Annotated in this window: 13 protein-coding genes; 10 read left to right on the top strand and 3 right to left on the bottom strand. The window is 76.0% G+C overall.

Annotation, left to right across the window (positions count from 1 at the left end; translation table 11 throughout):
* The first annotated feature begins 5 nt into the window (after positions 1-5).
* Positions 6-1,931 (top strand): solute carrier family 23 protein, encoded by a 1,926-nt coding sequence (locus KPF22_RS16595; RefSeq protein ID WP_224402612.1) that lies wholly within the window; start codon positions 6-8, stop codon positions 1,929-1,931.
* 7 nt (positions 1,932-1,938) lie between these two features.
* Here KPF22_RS16595 and KPF22_RS16590 read toward each other — a convergent pair whose 3' ends face one another.
* Positions 1,939-3,492, bottom strand: a complete 1,554-nt coding sequence (locus KPF22_RS16590; protein ID WP_224402611.1) for a PucR family transcriptional regulator ligand-binding domain-containing protein — start codon at positions 3,490-3,492, stop codon at positions 1,939-1,941.
* A gap of 92 nt (positions 3,493-3,584) precedes the next feature.
* Here KPF22_RS16590 and KPF22_RS16585 point away from each other — a divergent pair, with 92 nt between their 5' ends.
* The 3 genes from KPF22_RS16585 to KPF22_RS16575 are packed head-to-tail and all read left to right on the top strand — an operon-like array spanning position 3,585 to position 8,492.
* Entirely contained in the window at positions 3,585-4,961 is a 1,377-nt protein-coding gene (locus KPF22_RS16585) for an 8-oxoguanine deaminase (protein WP_224402610.1), read from the top strand.
* Between the two features lie 4 nt (positions 4,962-4,965).
* Positions 4,966-5,772 carry an FAD binding domain-containing protein gene (locus KPF22_RS16580; protein ID WP_224402609.1) on the top strand — a complete coding sequence of 269 codons (807 nt, stop codon included), beginning with the start codon at positions 4,966-4,968 and terminating at the stop codon, positions 5,770-5,772.
* Entirely contained in the window at positions 5,769-8,492 is a 2,724-nt protein-coding gene (locus tag KPF22_RS16575) for a molybdopterin-dependent oxidoreductase (protein ID WP_224402608.1), read from the top strand. Before KPF22_RS16580 ends, KPF22_RS16575 begins: the two co-directional genes overlap by 4 nt.
* Before the next feature lie 9 nt (positions 8,493-8,501).
* Here KPF22_RS16575 and hchA read toward each other — a convergent pair whose 3' ends face one another.
* Positions 8,502-9,380 (bottom strand): glyoxalase III HchA, encoded by an 879-nt coding sequence (hchA, locus tag KPF22_RS16570; RefSeq protein WP_208825271.1) that lies wholly within the window; start codon positions 9,378-9,380, stop codon positions 8,502-8,504.
* Between the two features lie 140 nt (positions 9,381-9,520).
* On the opposite strand from hchA, the gene KPF22_RS16565 reads away from it, so the two are divergent.
* Positions 9,521-10,576 (top strand): alcohol dehydrogenase catalytic domain-containing protein, encoded by a 1,056-nt coding sequence (locus KPF22_RS16565; protein ID WP_208825273.1) that lies wholly within the window; start codon positions 9,521-9,523, stop codon positions 10,574-10,576.
* A 449-nt stretch (positions 10,577-11,025) separates the two neighbouring features.
* Here KPF22_RS16565 and KPF22_RS16560 read toward each other — a convergent pair whose 3' ends face one another.
* Positions 11,026-11,760 carry a GntR family transcriptional regulator gene (locus KPF22_RS16560; protein ID WP_224402607.1) on the bottom strand — a complete coding sequence of 245 codons (735 nt, stop codon included), beginning with the start codon at positions 11,758-11,760 and terminating at the stop codon, positions 11,026-11,028.
* 125 nt (positions 11,761-11,885) lie between these two features.
* Between KPF22_RS16560 and KPF22_RS16555 the strand changes: the two genes are divergently transcribed.
* Genes KPF22_RS16555 through KPF22_RS16535 form a run of 5 tightly spaced genes read left to right on the top strand, consistent with a single transcriptional unit; the run spans position 11,886 to position 16,219 of the window.
* On the top strand, positions 11,886-13,055 hold the full coding sequence (locus KPF22_RS16555; RefSeq protein ID WP_224402606.1) for a TIGR03364 family FAD-dependent oxidoreductase: 1,170 nt from the start codon (positions 11,886-11,888) through the stop codon (positions 13,053-13,055).
* Positions 13,056-13,069: 14 nt separating this feature from the next.
* The gene (locus KPF22_RS16550; RefSeq protein ID WP_208825547.1) at positions 13,070-13,981 is read left to right on the top strand and encodes a phosphate/phosphite/phosphonate ABC transporter substrate-binding protein; all 912 of its coding nucleotides are present in this window, start codon (positions 13,070-13,072) and stop codon (positions 13,979-13,981) included.
* Entirely contained in the window at positions 13,978-14,721 is a 744-nt protein-coding gene (locus KPF22_RS16545; protein WP_224402605.1) for a phosphonate ABC transporter ATP-binding protein, read from the top strand. Before KPF22_RS16550 ends, KPF22_RS16545 begins: the two co-directional genes overlap by 4 nt.
* Positions 14,718-15,548 carry a phosphonate ABC transporter, permease protein PhnE gene (gene phnE, locus KPF22_RS16540; protein WP_224402604.1) on the top strand — a complete coding sequence of 277 codons (831 nt, stop codon included), beginning with the start codon at positions 14,718-14,720 and terminating at the stop codon, positions 15,546-15,548. The genes KPF22_RS16545 and phnE overlap by 4 nt, the downstream gene beginning before the upstream one ends.
* Positions 15,545-16,219, top strand: a complete 675-nt coding sequence (locus KPF22_RS16535; RefSeq protein WP_224402603.1) for a phosphonatase-like hydrolase — start codon at positions 15,545-15,547, stop codon at positions 16,217-16,219. The genes phnE and KPF22_RS16535 overlap by 4 nt, the downstream gene beginning before the upstream one ends.
* The last annotated feature ends 7 nt before the right edge of the window (positions 16,220-16,226 follow it).

Genomic DNA, 16,226 nt, shown 5'->3' with positions numbered 1-16,226 from the left:
CACCGATGCGCCTGCGCCGATCCACCGGCCGAACCACCGATCCCGCCCACCCCGTCCACCCGGTCGACCGGGTGCCGCCCGCCGGACGGCTCGCCGTCTACGGCATGCAGCACGTGCTGGCGTTCTACGCCGGTGCCGTCGTCGTGCCGATCCTGCTCGCCAACGCCATCGGTCTCGACGAGCGCCAGCTCATCCACCTGATCAACGCCGACCTGTTCACCTGCGGCATCGCCTCGATCCTGCAGTCGGTCGGGATCGGCCGGATGGGGGTGCGGCTGCCGCTGCTGCAGGGCGTCACGTTCACCGCGGTCTCGCCGATGATCGCGATCGGGCTCGCCGCGGGTGGTGGCACCGCCGGGCTCACCACCATCTACGGCGCGGTGATCGTCGCCGGGCTGGTCACCTTCTTCGCCGCGCCCTACGTCGCGCGGCTGCTGCGGTTCTTCCCCCCGGTCGTCACCGGCACGGTGATCACCGTGATCGGGCTGGCGCTGCTGCCGGTCGCCGCGACCGACGCCGTCGGCGGCGCGAACGCCCCCGACCCCGGCAACCCGCTCTACCTCGGGCTCGCCCTCGGGACGCTGGCGGTGATCGTGCTGATCCAGCGGATGTTCCGCGGGTTCCTCGCGACGGTCGCCGTGCTGGCCGGGCTCGTGCTCGGCACGCTCGCCGCGGTGCCGTTCGGTCTGGTCGACCTGTCCGCGGTGGGGGAGTCGGACTGGGTCGGGGTCACCACGCCGTTCCACTTCGGCTGGCCGCAGTTCTCGATCGCCGCGATCCTGTCGATGATCGTCGTCATGATGATCACCGCGGTCGAGACGACCGGTGACGTGATCGCCACCGGCGAGATCGTGGACAAGAAGGTCGGGCCGGACGACGTCGCCCGCGCCCTGCGCGCCGACGGCGCCGCCACCACCCTGGGCGGTGTCCTCAACTCCTTCCCCTACACCTGCTTCGCCGAGAACGTCGGCCTCGTCCGGCTCACCCGCGTCTCCAGCCGCTGGGTGGTCGCCGCCGCGGGCGGTTTCATGATCCTCATCGGGCTGGTGCCGAAGGCCGGGGCGCTGGTCGCGGCCGTGCCGCACCCGGTGCTGGGCGGGGCGGCACTGGCGATGTTCGCGACCGTCGCCGTCGTCGGGATCCAGACGCTGTCGCGGGTCGACTTCCGCGACCACCGCAACGTCGTCGTGGTGGGGTCCGGGCTGGGGGTCGCGCTGTTCGTGACGGTGCAGCCGGACGTGGCGCAGGCCCTGCCGCAGTGGGCGGGCATCGTGCTCGGCTCCGGGATCACCGCGGGCAGCGTCGTCGCGATCGGGCTCAACCTGCTGTTCTTCCACACCGGGCGCCGCCGCGGCGCCGCCCCCGCGACGGCCGGCGGGGACACCGTGACCTTCGACCGGCTCGCCGCCGCCGACGCCGGGGAGTTCGCCGCGGTCCTCGGGCGGCTGTTCGAGGGCCCGACCGCGGTGCCCGGGCGGGTGCACGCCCGCGGCCCCTTCACCGACGCCACGGCGCTGCGCGCCGCGGTGCAGGACGAGCTGTTCGCCGCGCCGCCCGAGGAGCAGCGGGCGCTGATGGGCCACTACCCCGATCTGGGCGGTCTGGTGGGCACCGGCTCCGCCGCGCCGGCGTCCGCCCGCGACGGGGGCACCGCGACCACGGGCGCCGGCGCGGCGGCACTGCGCGACCGGGCCGGTCTGGCCCTGCTCGACGGCGACGACCGCGCCGAGCTCGGCCGGCTCGCCGCGGCCTACCGGGAGCGGTTCGGCTTCCCACTGATCGTGTGCCTGCGCGACGCCGGGGACCGCGGCGCCCTGCTCGCGACCGCGCGGCGCCGGCTCACCCACCCGCCGGCGCAGGAGCACGCGGCCGCGCTCGTCGCCGTCGCGACCGTCGCCGGGCACCGCTTCGACGACCTCGTGTCCGGCTGAGCCGCCGTCAGCGCGAGCGCAGCGCCAGGTAGAGGTCGACGCGGTCGGCGAACGACGACGGGTCGCGCCCGGTCAGCTCCGCCACCCGGCCGATCCGGTACCGGACGGTGTTGACGTGCAGGTGCAGCCGGGCCGCGGTCCGGTTCCACGACCCGGACTCGTCGAGGAAGACCTCCAGGGTCTCCAGCAGCCCGGTGCCCGACCGCGCGTCGTGGTCGAGCACCGGGCCGAGGACCTGGGCGGCGAAGCCGCGCCGCACGTCGTCGGGGACACCGGCCAGCAGCGCGACGTGCGAGGTGATCTCCCCGGCCCGCACCGAGGTCACCGGGCCGGACCGGCCCGCCGCCAGCCCCGCGGCGTGCCCGGCCTCGGCGAGCGCACCGGACAGCGCGTCCGCCGCCGACGGCCGCGACACCCCGGCCGAGAGCCGTCCGCCGGCCAGGCCCGGTCCGAGCCGGTGCACCGCGGCGAGCACCTGCTCCACCGGGTCCGGGGCGTCCCGGGCCCCGGGTACCGCGACGACGGCGACCGCGTCGCCGCCCTGCACGCCGACCGCGGCCGGGCCGGTGCCGACCAGCGCGTCGAGCAGCACGGTGTGCGCGGTGTCGGCCGGGTCCGCGACGCCCGAGGCGCGCAGCACGACCACGGCGAGGGTCCCGTCCGGCTCGACCCCGGCCTGGCGCAGCCGCACCCGGGTCTCGGGGCGGTCCCCGGTGTCGGCGGCGATCCGGGCCAGCGCGTCGTCGGCGATCGGACGGGCCACCGCAGCACCCTCCCGGCGCCGGGACCGGTCCAGCGCGGCGATCGCGGCCAGCTCGCCGACGGCGTCGACGGCGTCGGTCCCCGCCTGCGCCGTGCCCGGCGGCAGCTGCGCCGCGACCAGCCAGCCGGTGGCCCGGGCCGTCCCCGGTGCCGCGGGCACCACCAGGTGCGCCGCACCCGCCGGCCCGGCCGGGACGGTCACCGGCAACCGGCCCGCGGTCAGGAACCCGGCGACGACGGCGTCGCGCTCGGCCCCGGGCAGGGCCGGACCGGCGAGCAGGCCGCCCGCCGCGGTCAGCACCCGGCAGACCAGGCCGGTGCCCGCCGACACCGCCGTGGCGAGGTCGGACAGCTCCGCGCCGCCGGCGAACGCGGCGAGCAGCCTCCGGTGCCGGCCCAGGGTGTGGGCGAGCCGGTCCCCGCGGGCCGCGGACAGCGCCCCGATCACCGCCTCGGTCACCGCGCCGAACGACACGTCCACCGGCACCGCGACCAGCACGAGGTCGTGGCGGCGGCAGGCGTCGACGACGTCGGCCGGGATGTCGCCGAACACGGCCTCCCCGGCCACCAGCGCCGCCGCCCCGGACCGCGCGACCGCCGCGACGAACCGCTCCGAGTCCGCGGGCGTCCGCCGCCACACCAGGCCGGACACGACCAGCTCACCGCCGCCCAGGTAGCGCGACGGGTCGGGCAGGTCGGTCGGGTACACCCAGCGCACGGACCGGTCCAGGTCGGCCGCCGAGCCGTGCAGGACCCGCAGCCGCAGCTCCGGGCGTGCGACGAGCTCCGAGAGCAGCATGGGAGAAACCTACAACTCGGTGCGCCGCGGGGGACCCCGATTCGTCACGGCGGTGCCTTCTCCCGGTGACCGGCGCGCGGTGCACTGGGTCCATGCAGCAGCCGAGCGCCGGCCGGACCGCACACCGGATCGCCATCGAGGGTGCCCACGTCGTCACCGTCACCGGGGAGGAGCTCCCCGGCGGGCACGTCGTCGTCGAGGGGGAACGGATCGCGGGCGTCGGGCCCGGTCCCGCCCCGGCGGGGTCCTACGACCGCCGGGTCGACGCCCGCGGCTGTCTGCTCACCCCGGGCCTGGTCAACACCCACCACCACCTCTACCAGTGGGTGACCCGCGGGCTCGCCGTCGACCACACGCTGTTCGAGTGGCTGACCACGCTGTACCCGGTGTGGGCGGGCATCGACGAGCACGCCGTGCACACCGGCGCCACCGGCGCGCTGTCCGCGCTCGCGTTGTCGGGCTGCACCGCCACGACCGACCACCACTACGTCTTCCCCCGCGAGGGCGGGGACGTGCTCGGCGCCGAGATCCGCGCCGCACGGCAGGTGGGGCTGCGGTTCCACCCGACCCGCGGCTCGATGGACCTCGGGCGCAGCGCGGGCGGGCTGCCGCCGGACCACGTCGTCTCCGACCGCGACGAGATCCTCGCCGCCTCCGCCGACGCCGTCGCCCGCTGGCACGACCCGTCGCCGGGGTCGATGCTGCGGATCGCGCTGGCCCCCTGCTCGCCGTTCTCGGTGACGCCGGAGCTGATGCGCGAGTCCGCGACGCTGGCCCGCGAGCTCGGGGTGCGGCTGCACACCCACCTCGCCGAGACCGACGACGAGGAGGCGTACTGCCGGGAGCGCTTCGGTGCCACCCCCACCGAGTACGTCGCCGACCTGGGCTGGACCGGGCCCGACGTGTGGTTCGCCCACACCGTGCACCTCGACGACGACGCGGTGAAGACGATCGGTGCGACCGGCACCGGCGTCGCGCACTGCCCCACCTCCAACGGCCGTCTCGGCGCGGGCATCGCGCGGGTCCGCGACCTCGTCGACGCGGGCGCGCGGGTCGGGATCGGCGTCGACGGCGCCGCCTCCAACGAGGGCACCCACCTGCTGGAGGACGTCAAGCACGCCGTCCTGTTCGCCCGTGCCGCGGGCGGCCCCCGTGCCCTGTCGGTGCGCGAGGCCCTGGAGCTCGGCACGCTCGGCGGTGCCCGGGTGCTCGGTCGCGAGGACGAGATCGGGTCGATCGAGACCGGCAAGCTCGCCGACCTCGCCCTGTGGCGGCTCGACGGGTTCCGGCACCGCGACGTCGCCGACCCGGTCGCCGCCCTCGTCCTGGGCACCCCGCCGCCGCTGGAGCTGCTGCTCGTGCACGGGCGCCCGGTCGTCGAACGGGACACCGTGCTCACCGTCGACACCGACGCCGTCGCCGCCGAGTGCGCCGCCGTGCACCGCGCCCTCGTGGCCAAGGCCGGGTGAGCGGATGGACCTGCACACCGTCACCGGGTTCCGGCGCGCCCGCGAGCGCGCCGACCTGGCGCTGGCGCCGGGGGAGCGGATCCTCGCCGGCGGGACGTGGCTGTTCTCCGAGCCGCAGCCCGGCGTCACCGGCCTGGTCGACCTCACCACGATGGGCTGGGAACCCCTCTCCGACCTGCCCGACGGCGGCCTGTCGGTCGCCGCGACCTGCCCGATCGCCGACCTCGCCACGTACGGCGAGCGCACCGGGACCCCGCTGTTCGCCGAGTGCGCGCACGCGCTGCTCGCGTCGTGGAAGATCTGGCACACCGCGACCGTCGGCGGGAACGTGTGCCGCGCCTACGCCGCCGCCGGGATGGTCGCGCTCGCCGCGACGCTCGACGGGCTCGCCGTCGTCTGGACCCCCGACGGCGAGGAGTACCGCGTCCCGGTCGCGGCGCTCGTCACCGGCAACGGCACCACCGCGCTGCGCCCCGGCGAGGTCCTGCGCGCGGTCGAGCTGCCCGGCGCCGCCCTCCGCGCCCGCACCGCCTTCCGCAGGATCGCACTCGCCGAGCTCGGCCGCTCCGGCGCCGTGCTCACCGGGCGGGTCGACACCGCACCGGACGGCGGCGCCGCCACGTTCGTGATCACCGCCGCGACCGAGGCGCCCACCGTCCTGCGCTACCCGGCCGGTGTGCCCGACGCGGACCGGTTGCGCGCCGACGTCGACGCCGTCGACGGCTGGTACACCGACCCGCTCGGTTCCGCGGACTGGCGCCACGGTGTCAGCGTGGTGCTGCTGGAGCAGATCCGGGAGGAGCTGTCGTGAAACTGCACGTCAACGACACCGAGCTGGAGGCGGAGCCCGCCCCGGGGCAGTGCACCCGCACGTTCCTGCGCGAGCACGGGCACCTCGAGGTGAAGAAGGGGTGCGACGCCGGGGACTGCGGCGCCTGCACCGTCCTGCTCGACGACCGGCCCGTGCACTCGTGCCTGATCCCCGCCCAGCGCCTCGACGGCGCGCGGGTCACCACCGTCGCCGGGCTGGCCGGGCCGGACGGGGAGCTGCACCCGGTCCAGGCCGCGTTCGTCGAGAAGTTCGGGTTCCAGTGCGGGTTCTGCACGGCCGGCCAGATCGTCACCGCCACCGCGCTCACCCCCGACGACCTCGACGACCTGCCGCGGCGGATGAAGGGCAACCTGTGCCGCTGCACCGGCTACCGCAGCATCCGGGAGGCGATCGAGACCGGCGTCCGTGGCGGCTGCACCCCGCGCGCCCCGGGCGGGACCACCGGCACCGTCTGCTGCTCGGCGCGGCCCCCGGCCGCGGAGCGCATCGTCACCGGCAGCGAGCCGTTCACCTTCGACACCGACCTCACCGGGGCCCTGCACCTGCGGATCCTCGGCTCCCCGCACGCCCACGCCCGCATCCGGTCGATCGACACCACCGCGGCCGCAGCCGCACCGGGCGTCGCGCTGGTGCTGACCCACCACGACGTGCCGGACCTGCGCTACTCCACCGCCCGGCACGAGCACCGCACCGACGACCCGGACGACACCCGGATGCTCGACGACGTCGTCCGCCACGTCGGGCAGCGGGTCGCCGCCGTCGTCGCGCAGACCCCGGCGCAGGCCGAGGCGGCCTGCGCGCTGGTCGCCGTCGACTACGAGGTGCTGCCCGCCGTGCTCGACCCGGAGGCGGCGCGGCGGCCCGGTGCGCCGTCGGTGCACCCGGACCGGACGCCTGCCGACCGCGTCGACGACGCCGGGCGCAACGTCGTGCTCGCCCTGCACGGCGGGCACGGCGGCGACGTCGACGCCGCACTGCGCGCCTCCGCGCACACCGTCACCGGCACCTGGCGCACCAGCCGGGTCTCCCACGCCCAGCTGGAGTGCCACGGCGCGATCGGCTCGCTCGACGACGACGGCAGGCTCGTCGTCCGGTCGGGCACCCAGGTCCCGTTCCTCACCCGCGGCGAGCTCGCCCGCGTCCTCGGACTCGACCCGGAGCGGGTCCGGGTGCACACCGCGCGGGTCGGTGGTGGGTTCGGCGGCAAGCAGGAGATGTTCGCCGAGGACCTCGTCGGGCTCGCCGTGCTGCGGACCGGGCGTACCGTCGTCCACGAGTTCACCCGGTCCGAGGAGTTCATCAGGACCGCGCTGCGCCACCCGATGCGGGTCGCGGTCACCCTCGGCGCCGACGACGACGGCCGCCTCACCGCGATGAAGCTCGACGTCCTGTCCGACACCGGCGCCTACGGCAACCACTCCCGCGGGGTGCTGTTCCACTCCGTCGCCGAGTCGGTCAGCGTCTACAACTGCCCGGTCAAGCACCTCGACGCCGAGGTCGTCTACACCCACAACGTGCCCAGCGGCGCGTTCCGCGGCTACGGCCTGGGCCAGGTGATGTTCGCCGTCGAGTCCGCGATGGACGAGCTCGCGATCGCCACCGGCCTCGACCCGTTCGAGCTGCGCCGGCGCAACATGGTGCGCGCCGGGGACCCGCTGCACGTCGCCCACCACGGCGAGCCGGAGCACGACCTGCACTGGACCAGCTACGGCATGGACCAGTGCCTCGACCTCGTCCGGGACGCCCTGGCCGACGGCACCGGCGACCCGGTCCCCGACGGCCCGACGTGGCGGGTCGGCGAAGGGGTCGCCCTGGGCATGATGACGACGATGGCCCCGTTCGGGCACGCCGCCACCACCACGGTGACGTTGCTGCCCGGCGGGCGCTACCGGCTCGGCGCCGGCACCGTCGAGTTCGGCAACGGCACCACGACCACCCACCGTCAGGTCGTCGCCACCGTGCTCGGCACGACCCCGGACCGCGTCGACGCCCACCACGGCGACACCGACGCCTGCGGCTACGACACCGGGGCGTTCGCCTCGGCGGGCACCACCGTGGCGGGCAAGGCACTGCACGCCGCGGCGACCGCGCTGCGGGAGCGGATCCTCACCGTGACCGGCGGCGGGGAGCTGCACGCGGCCGGGGTCACGGCGCCCGGCGGCGAGTGGACGCTCGACGACGTCCTGGCCGCCGCGTCCTCGCCCGCGGGGCTGGCGGCCACGGGGGAGGAGCCCGGCACCGCGCGGGCGATCACCGCGAACTGCCACGGCGTGCGCGTCGCGGTGGACACCGCGACCGGCGAGGTCCGCGTGCTGCGCTCGGTGCAGGCCGTCGACGCCGGCACCGTCCTGAACCCCGAGCAGCTGCGCGGGCAGGTCGAGGGCGGCGCCGCGATGGGGCTGGGCAGCGCGCTCTACGAGGAGGTGTACGTGGGGGAGTCCGGGGAGGTCCTCAACCCGGTGTTCCGCACCTACCGGGTGCCGCAGATGGCCGACGTCCCGGACACCGAGGTGCGGTACGCCCGCACCCACGACGCGCTCGGCACCTACGGCGCGAAGTCGATGAGCGAGGCGCCCTACAACCCGGTCGCGCCCGCGGTCGCGAACGCGATCCGCCGGGCGCTGGGGGTGCGGCCGTACCACCAGCCGTTCAGCCGCGACCGGGTGTGGCGGCTCGCGGCCGGTGGTACGGCGCGGTGAGCCGCGTGGTCAGCCGCGGCGGCGCGCGTGCTCCAGCAGCGCCGTCGCGGTGAGCCGACCCAGCTCGTTCGCGGCGAGGGGGCTGTCGCCGGTGATGACGTTGCGGTCGGTGGTGCAGCGGCCGGTCATGTCGTCGTTGACCACACGGACGCCCTCGTCCCGGAGGGCCTTGCCGAGCAGCCAGGGCATCTCGCCGGGCAGGTAGCCGATGTCGATGTTGGCGCCGGCGTCGAGCGCGTCGGGGAACACGCACATCTCGTAGCCCTCGAACACCGACCGGCCGCGGCCGATGCGGGTCGAGAGGAACGCGGCGGGCCCGTGGCACAGCGACACCACGAGCCGGTCGGTGCGCATCGCCCACTCCAGGGTGTCCCGGACGTCGGTGGAGAACGGCAGCCCGGACAGCGCGCCGTGCCCGCCGGGGACGAACACCGCGAGGTAGTCCGAGTCCTCGCCCAGCTCGCGCTCGACGACCTCGGCCAGCGACTTCGGGGCCCGCCACTGCGCGAGCAGCCTGTCGCGGGCGCTGCCGACCGCCTCGTCCTCGCCGGGGTAGGCCCACCACTCGAACTTCGCCGGGTTGCCGGTGAGCGTCGCGATCTCGACGCCGAACCCGGCCTCCAGGACGTGGTGCAGGGGGAGCAGGGTCTCCACCGGGTGGTTGCCGGTGGAGAAGAAGGTGCCGTTGCCCATGCGCAGGTAGCGCTCGTCGGTGGCCAGCACGAGCACCTTCCAGCGGCCGCCGGACCAGGCGTTCCGCTCGGTGGCGAGACCGTCGAAGTCGGTCCTCGGCGCGGTGTAGGCGTCCAGCGAGTACGGCGACGGGAAGTACGCCTCGTGCTCCGCCGGGTCCGCGGTCGGGTCCTTGCTGAGCGTGCTGTCGGACATCGGGGTGCCTCCGGGTCGTTCGTGCGGTGCCCGCGCGGCGTACCCCCGCCCGCTGCCGGCGAACCGCGCCGCCGTGCGTTCACCAACTTGTCCATACAGGGTGGTGGACGGTCCGGCGAGGTGGTGCGACCGTCGCGGGCATGGCAGCTCCCGTGACGACCGCCCGCTACGCCCGCTGGGACGGTGTCGGCGCCCCGTTCCGCCTGGTCACGACCGCGCTCGGCGAGCCGGGGCCGGGGGAGGTCCTGGTGGCGGTCGACCTGGCGACGGTGTGCGGTTCGGACCTGCACACGACCCGCGGCCATCGCTCGTCGCCGGTGCCGGGGGTGCTCGGGCACGAGCAGGTCGGGCGGGTCGTCGCGACGGCGCCGGGCCTGCGCCACGTCGACGGTGCACCGGTCCGGACCGGCGACCGGATCGTCTTCTCGGTCGCCGCGTCCTGCGGGGAGTGCCGCCGCTGCCGTCGCGGGATCCCCCAGAAATGCGCCGACCTGCACAAGTACGGCCACGCCCCGCTGGACGATGCCCGTCCGCTGACCGGCGGGTTCGCCACCCACTGCCTGCTCGTCCCGGGCACGGCGACGGTCGTCGTCCCCCCAGCGGTGCCCGACGAGGTCGCCGCACCCGCCTCGTGCGCGACGGCCACGGTCGCCGCGGTCCTCGACGCCGCGGGCTCGCCGGGACCGGGATCGCGGGTGCTGGTGACCGGTGCGGGCATGCTCGGTGTGACCGCGGTGGCGATGGCCTCCTGCGCGGGTGCCGAGGTCGTGGTCGCCGACCCGCACGCCGACCGTCGCGCCCGGGCGCGCCGCTTCGGCGCAGCGGACACGGTCGGGACCCCGCCGGAACGGGGGTTCGACGTCGCGCTGGAGCTGTCCGGCGCACCCGCCGCCGTGCGCGCCTGCCTCGATGCGCTCGACGTCGGCGGCACCGCCGTCCTCGCCGGGTCGGTCTCGCCCGGCCCCGCGGTGGGACTCGACCCGGAACGCCTGGTCCGCGGGCTGCACACGGTCGTCGGCGTGCACAACTACGCCCCCCGCCACCTCGCCGCCGCGGTCGCGTTCCTCGTCGCGGAGCACACGCGGTTCCCGTTCGCCGAGCTGACCGGTGGCCCGTGGTCCCTCGACGCGCTCGACGACGCCTTCGCCGCCGCCGGTGCGCCGGGTGCGGAGCCGCGCCAGGCCGTGCGTCCCTGACGTCGCTCCCGGTCGCCGGCCGGGCCGGGTACGGGTCCGCTCGGGCGCGGGTGCGGGCCGGTCCGGTGGGGCCGGGTCGCTGCCGTCGCCGCCGCCCGCCCGAAGAGGTCCGGAGCACTACGTCTGCGGAGACGGTCCATGCGGCGGGGTGTGTGCGGGCCTCTCCGGTCGAAGGATGCCGGCCGCTGGTGGTTGCGGCGGATCCGACTCCGGGGGTCTGTCTGCGGGAACAGCTCATCGCATGAACCGAATCGACAGGGCGGTCGTCCTCCCGCCTCCGGAGGGGAGATGTGTCGATTCGCTTACCCGGTAAGCGACTTCAGAACAGGGGCACCTCTGGGTCGGAGAGGCAGCGACGAGGCAGCGACAGTGGCGGCAGGGGTGGCCGCACCGCCGTCGCCGGCGGGTGCGCGTCGCCGCCCACGCGCGGGCGACCCCACCCCACCCGCTCACTCCCGCGCGAACCCACCCCGCCCGCTGCGGGTGTTCGTCACCGTCACGGTCGCGACGTCCGGGCGGTAGCGGTCCTCCGACCACTCGAGGGCGTCCCCGGCGGAGTCCCGGGTCAGCCGCCGTTCGCGGAGCAGAGGGTGTCCGACCTCGACGTCGAGCAGGGACGCGTCGAGCTCGTCGGCGGCGACGGCGTCGAAGGTGTGCCGGGCCGCGTGCAGGTCGACGCCCTGGCCGGTGAGCAGGGCGTAGATCGACCCGGCGTTGAGGTCGGCGTCGAGCAGGGCGCGCCCGACCTTCTCCACGTAGGTCATCCGCTCCAGCATCGCGGGACGGTCGTCGAGCAGGCGCAGCCGGATCAACTGGACCGCGTAGTCCTCGGGCTCCAGGCCCAGCGCCGCCGCGACCGCGGGCGACGGGTGCCGCAGCGCGATCTCGTGCAGGCGCTGGCCCGGGACGTGGCCGGTCAGCTCCGCACGCCGGGTGAAGGACAGGAACGACTCGAACGGCTGGGCGGGTACCGCGTCGAGCACCACCGGGCGCCGGCCCTGCCCGCCGCCGATCAGGCCCTCGTCGCGCAGGGCGGCCAGGGCCTGGCGGACGGGGCCGCGCGACGCCGAGAACTCCCGGCACAGCTCGGCCTCGGACGGCAGCGCCTCGCCGACACCGATCGCGCCGCTGCGGATCCGGGCGCGCAGCTCGTCGGCCAGTGTGCGGTGCAACGGGGTCCCCACGGCTGGTGACTCTACAAGTGCCAGGGCGCTGAGCACGACGTCCAGCGGTCGGGCAGGTGAACGGATTCCGACTTGTATCGACAAGTCATTGCGGTCCGGGACATCCGGCTGGCACCGTCGCCGCCGTGACCCGGACGAGTGACCTCCTGATCGTCGGGGCCGGCGTCGTCGGCCTCGCCCACGCCGTCGAGGCCGTCGAGCGCGGCCTGGACGTGACCGTGCTCGAGCGCGACGAGCACGCCGTCGGGGCCACGGTGCGCAACTTCGGCCACGGCTGCCTCACCGCCCAGACCGGCGACGCGCTGGAGTTCGCCACCCGCGGCCGCGGCGCCTGGTTGCGGCTGGGTGCCGAGGCCGGGTTCGGCGTCGCCGAGTGCGGCACCGTGGTCGTCGCCCGGTCGGCCGAGGAGCGCGCCGCGCTCGAGGAGCTCGCGGCCATCCGGGGTGACGACGTGGAGCTGCTCGACCCGGCGCAGGTCGTCGACCGGGTCCCGGTCGCCCGCGACGGCCTGTACGGCGGGGCGTTCCTGCCGCGTGACCTGCGGGTCGAGCAGCGCCGGGCGGCCGGGGCGATCGCGGCGTGGCTCGCGGGCCGGCCCGGTGCCGAGATCCACTTCGGCTGCCCGGTGCACGGCATCGACGGGGCCGGCGCCGGGTCCGGTGAGACCGCGGCGGGCGGGATCGGGGACGCGAGCGGCGACGGCCCGGTGGTCGTCCGCACCGGGCGCGGGGAGTTCCGGGCCCACCGGGTCCTCCTCTGCGTCGGTCACGACCTGGACCGCCTCGTCCCCGGCCTCGCCGACGACGCGGGCCTGCGGCGCTGCGTCCTGCAGATGCTGCAGGTCCGCCCGCGCACCCCGCTCACGATCGGGCCGGCCGTGCTCACCGGCAGCTCGATGCTGCGCTACCCGGCCCTGTCGGGCACCGCGGGCGCCGCCGCGCTGCGCGAGCGCTGGCGCACCGAGCGGCCGGAGCTGCTCGACGCGGGCGTCAACCACATGCTCACCCAGCTGCCCGGCGGCGACCTCGTCGTCGGCGACACCCACCACTACGACCGCACACCCGAGCCCTGGACCGACGAGACCCTGGACGACCTGCTGCTCGCCGAGACCCGGGCGCTGCTCGGGACCGGCGTCGACGTCGTCCGCCGCTGGCGGGGCGTCTACGCCGACGCCCCCGGCGAGTTCCTGATCCGCCCGGTCGCGCCGGCGACGACCGCCGTCGCGGTCACCTCCGGCATCGGCATGACCACCGCGTTCGGCCTCGCACCGGCCGTGCTCGACCGCGTCCTCTGAAACGGGAGACCCCCATGCGCCGCCCCCGCCTGCTCGCCGTCGCCGCACTGGCCGCGAGCCTCGCCCTCACCGCCTGCGCCGGCCCGTCCGGCCCCGCCGTCGCCGGGTCGCCCACCTGCCCCGGCGGGCAGATCCGGATGGGCATCGAACCCTTCGAGGACCCGGCGAAGCTCGTGCCCGCCGCGGAGATCCTCGGCGACGCCCTCGAACGCCGGCTGAGCTGCCCGGTCCGGGTGCAGGTCACCGAGGACTACGCGGCCGAGGTCCTCGCCATGCGCAACGACCGTCTGGAGATCGGGATCTTCGGCCCGCTCGGCTACGTCTTCGCGTCCGAGCGCGCCGGGGCCGAGCCGGTCGCCTCGTTCGGCACCTCGACCGGGGAACTGTCCGCCTACACCGCCGGGATCTGGGTGCCGCGCGACTCCGACGTCACCACGGTGGCCCAGCTGCGCGGCCGCACCCTCGCCCTGGGCTCGGTCGGCTCCACCTCCGGTGACGCCCTCCCACGCAAGGCACTGCTCGACGCCGGGCTCGCCCCCGCCGACGTCCGGCTCGACTACGCCGGCGGCCACCCCGAGGCGCTGCTCGCGCTGACCAACGGCACCGTCGACGCCGCCGAGATCAACTCCCAGCAGCTGGCCTCGGCCACCGCGTCGGGGACGTTCGACCCGGCCGGGTTCCGCCGGGTCTGGACCTCCGCGCCGATCCCCAACGACCCGGTGACCGTGCGCGGCAACCTCGACCCGGCCTTCAAGGCCGCCGTCACCGACGCCCTGCTGAACCTCGACCCGCAGGCGGTGGGGGAGATCGGCGCGCTGCTCGACGTCACCCCGCCCGGGAAGCTCGTCCCGGTCACCCGCGACACCTACGCACCGCTGTTCGAGCTGGCCCGCACGCTCGGCCTGACCGAGAAGGACGTCCAGTGAGCGCGCTGCTGGCGGTCCGCGGCGCCCGGGTGCGCTACGGCGACCGCGAGGTCCTCCACGGCGTCGACGTCGACGTCCACGCCGGGGAGCTGCTCGCCGTCCTCGGCGCCAACGGCTCGGGCAAGTCGACGCTGCTGCGCGCCGCCGCCGGGCTGACCCCGCACCTCGGCCGGGTGCTCGTCGGCGGCCGGCCGCGCGGACGACTCGACGTCGCCCTGGTCTTCCAGCGGATCCACCTCGTCACCCGGCGCACCGTGCTCGACAACGTCTGCGCCGGCGCTCTGGGACGGCTCCCGCTGCGGTCCTCGCTGGTCCCGGCCCTGTTCCCGCGGGCGCTGCGGGAGGAGGCGATGGGCTGCCTGGACCGCGTCGGCCTCGCCGAACGCGCCCACGACCGCGCCGGGTCGCTGTCCGGCGGGCAGCAGCAGCGGGTCGCCGTCGCCCGCGCACTGTGTCAGCGCGCCAGGGTCCTGCTCGCCGACGAGCCGGTGTCCGCGCTCGACCCGGCCGCCGCCGAGCAGGTGCTCGGCCTGCTCGCCGAGCTCGCCCACACCGAGCACCTCGCCGTGCTCGCCGTCCTGCACCAGCCCGACCTCGCCGCGCGGCACGCCGACCGCGTCGTCGGGCTGCGGTCCGGGCACGTCGTCCTCGACGGACCACCCGGCGGCGACGTCCGCGCGCTCTATCCCGACACCGCCGACCACCGTGAGCCGGCGTCCGCCCTGGAGGCCGCACCGTGACCACCACCGCACCGGACGTCCGCCGCGTCCCCGTCCCGCCGCGCCGCCGCGACCCACGCACCCTCGCCGTGGCCGCGACGGTCGTCGTCGTGCTGCTCGTCGTGCACGTCATCGCCTGGCGCACCACCGAGATGTCGTTCGCGACACTGCTCGGCGGCGCCGACGGCATGGCCGAGTTCCTCACCGAGGCGGTCCCGCCCGACCTGTCCTGGGCGGTCCTGGGGCCGAGTCTGCAGGGAGCCCTGGTCACCCTGTGGATCGGGCTGCTCGGCACCACCCTGTCGATCCCGTTCGCGCTGGTGCTCGCCCTGGCCGCCGCGCGCGGCACCGCCCCCGGGCCGGTCACCTACCAGGCCGCCCGCGGCCTGCTGTCGTTCCTGCGTGCCGTGCCCGACGTCGTGTTCGCACTGGTCTTCGTCACCGCGGTCGGGCTCGGCCCGTTCCCCGGGGTGCTCGCGCTGGTCCTGCACAACATCGGCGTGATGGGCAAGCTCTGGGCCGAGACCGTCGAGGACGCCGACCCCGGCCCGCCCACCGCGCTGCGGTCCGCGGGCGCCGGACGCCTGCAGGTCGCCGTGCACGCGCTGCTGCCGTCGGTCACCCCGCAGCTGGTGGGGCTGCTGCTCTACCGCTTCGACGTCAACGTCCGCTCGTCTCTGGTGCTGGGCCTGGTCGGCGCCGGGGGCATCGGGTTCCTCATCAACCAGTCCATCCAGCTGTTCCGGTTCGACGAGATGCTCACCCACATCCTCGTCGTTCTGGTGCTGATCGTCGCGGTCGACCAGCTGTCCGCGCTGGTCCGCCGCCGTCTCGGGAGCGACACGTGATCCGCCTCGCCGTACTGGACATCGCCGGGACCACCGTCGACGAGGGGGGAGCGGTCTACCGGGTCCTCGCCGACGTCGTCGCCCGCGCCGGGCATCCGGCCGACGACGTCGCGATCCGCCGCTGGATGGGGGCCGACAAGCGCGAGGCCCTCGGCGCGCTCACCGGCGTCCGCGACGCCCGCGCCGTCGAGGGCCTGCACGACGCCTTCGTCGCCCGTCTCGCCGACGCCTACGCCGCGTCGCCGCCGCGTCCGCTGCCCGGGGTCCCCGAGGCGCTGGCCGCGCTGCGCGCGGCGGGGATCGCGGTGGTGCTGACCACCGGGTTCGACCGGCAGGTCACCGACCCGCTGCTGGCCGCGCTCCCCGGGCGCTTCACCGGGCAGCTCGACGCCGTGGTCTGTGCCGAGGAGGTCGCGGCCGGACGGCCCGACCCGGCGATGATCCGGCGCGCGATGGTGCTGACCGGGGTCGCCGACCCGGCGGCGGTGCTGACAGCGGGGGACACCGTGCTCGACGTCGAGGCCGGTCGCAACGCCCGGGCCGGGCGGGTCGTCGCGGTGCTCACCGGGGCGCAGGGCCGCGCCGAGCTCCGCGCGGCGGGGCCGACCGACGTCGTCGACGGGGTCGCGGTGCTCCCCGGTCTGCTCGGGGACACCCGGCGGGTGGGCTGAGCGGGAC

The organism is Pseudonocardia sp. ICBG1034, assembly GCF_020131375.1.
GTDB lineage: Bacteria > Actinomycetota > Actinomycetes > Mycobacteriales > Pseudonocardiaceae > Pseudonocardia > Pseudonocardia alni.
The sequence above is the reverse complement of the archived record's forward strand: the minus strand, read 5'-3'. Positions and strand labels throughout refer to the sequence as shown.

Excerpts from the sequence above, each read along its gene's own strand:
- KPF22_RS16550 (WP_208825547.1), top strand. The coding sequence starts at position 13,070 with ATGCGCCGCCCCCGCCTGCTCGCCGTCGCCGCACTGGCCGCGAGCCTC.
- KPF22_RS16565 (WP_208825273.1), top strand. The coding sequence starts at position 9,521 with ATGGCAGCTCCCGTGACGACCGCCCGCTACGCCCGCTGGGACGGTGTC.
- KPF22_RS16590 (WP_224402611.1), bottom strand. The coding sequence starts at position 3,492 with ATGCTGCTCTCGGAGCTCGTCGCACGCCCGGAGCTGCGGCTGCGGGTC.
- KPF22_RS16585 (WP_224402610.1), top strand. The coding sequence starts at position 3,585 with ATGCAGCAGCCGAGCGCCGGCCGGACCGCACACCGGATCGCCATCGAG.
- hchA (WP_208825271.1), bottom strand. The coding sequence starts at position 9,380 with ATGTCCGACAGCACGCTCAGCAAGGACCCGACCGCGGACCCGGCGGAG.
- KPF22_RS16595 (WP_224402612.1), top strand. The coding sequence starts at position 6 with ATGCGCCTGCGCCGATCCACCGGCCGAACCACCGATCCCGCCCACCCC.
- KPF22_RS16580 (WP_224402609.1), top strand. The coding sequence starts at position 4,966 with ATGGACCTGCACACCGTCACCGGGTTCCGGCGCGCCCGCGAGCGCGCC.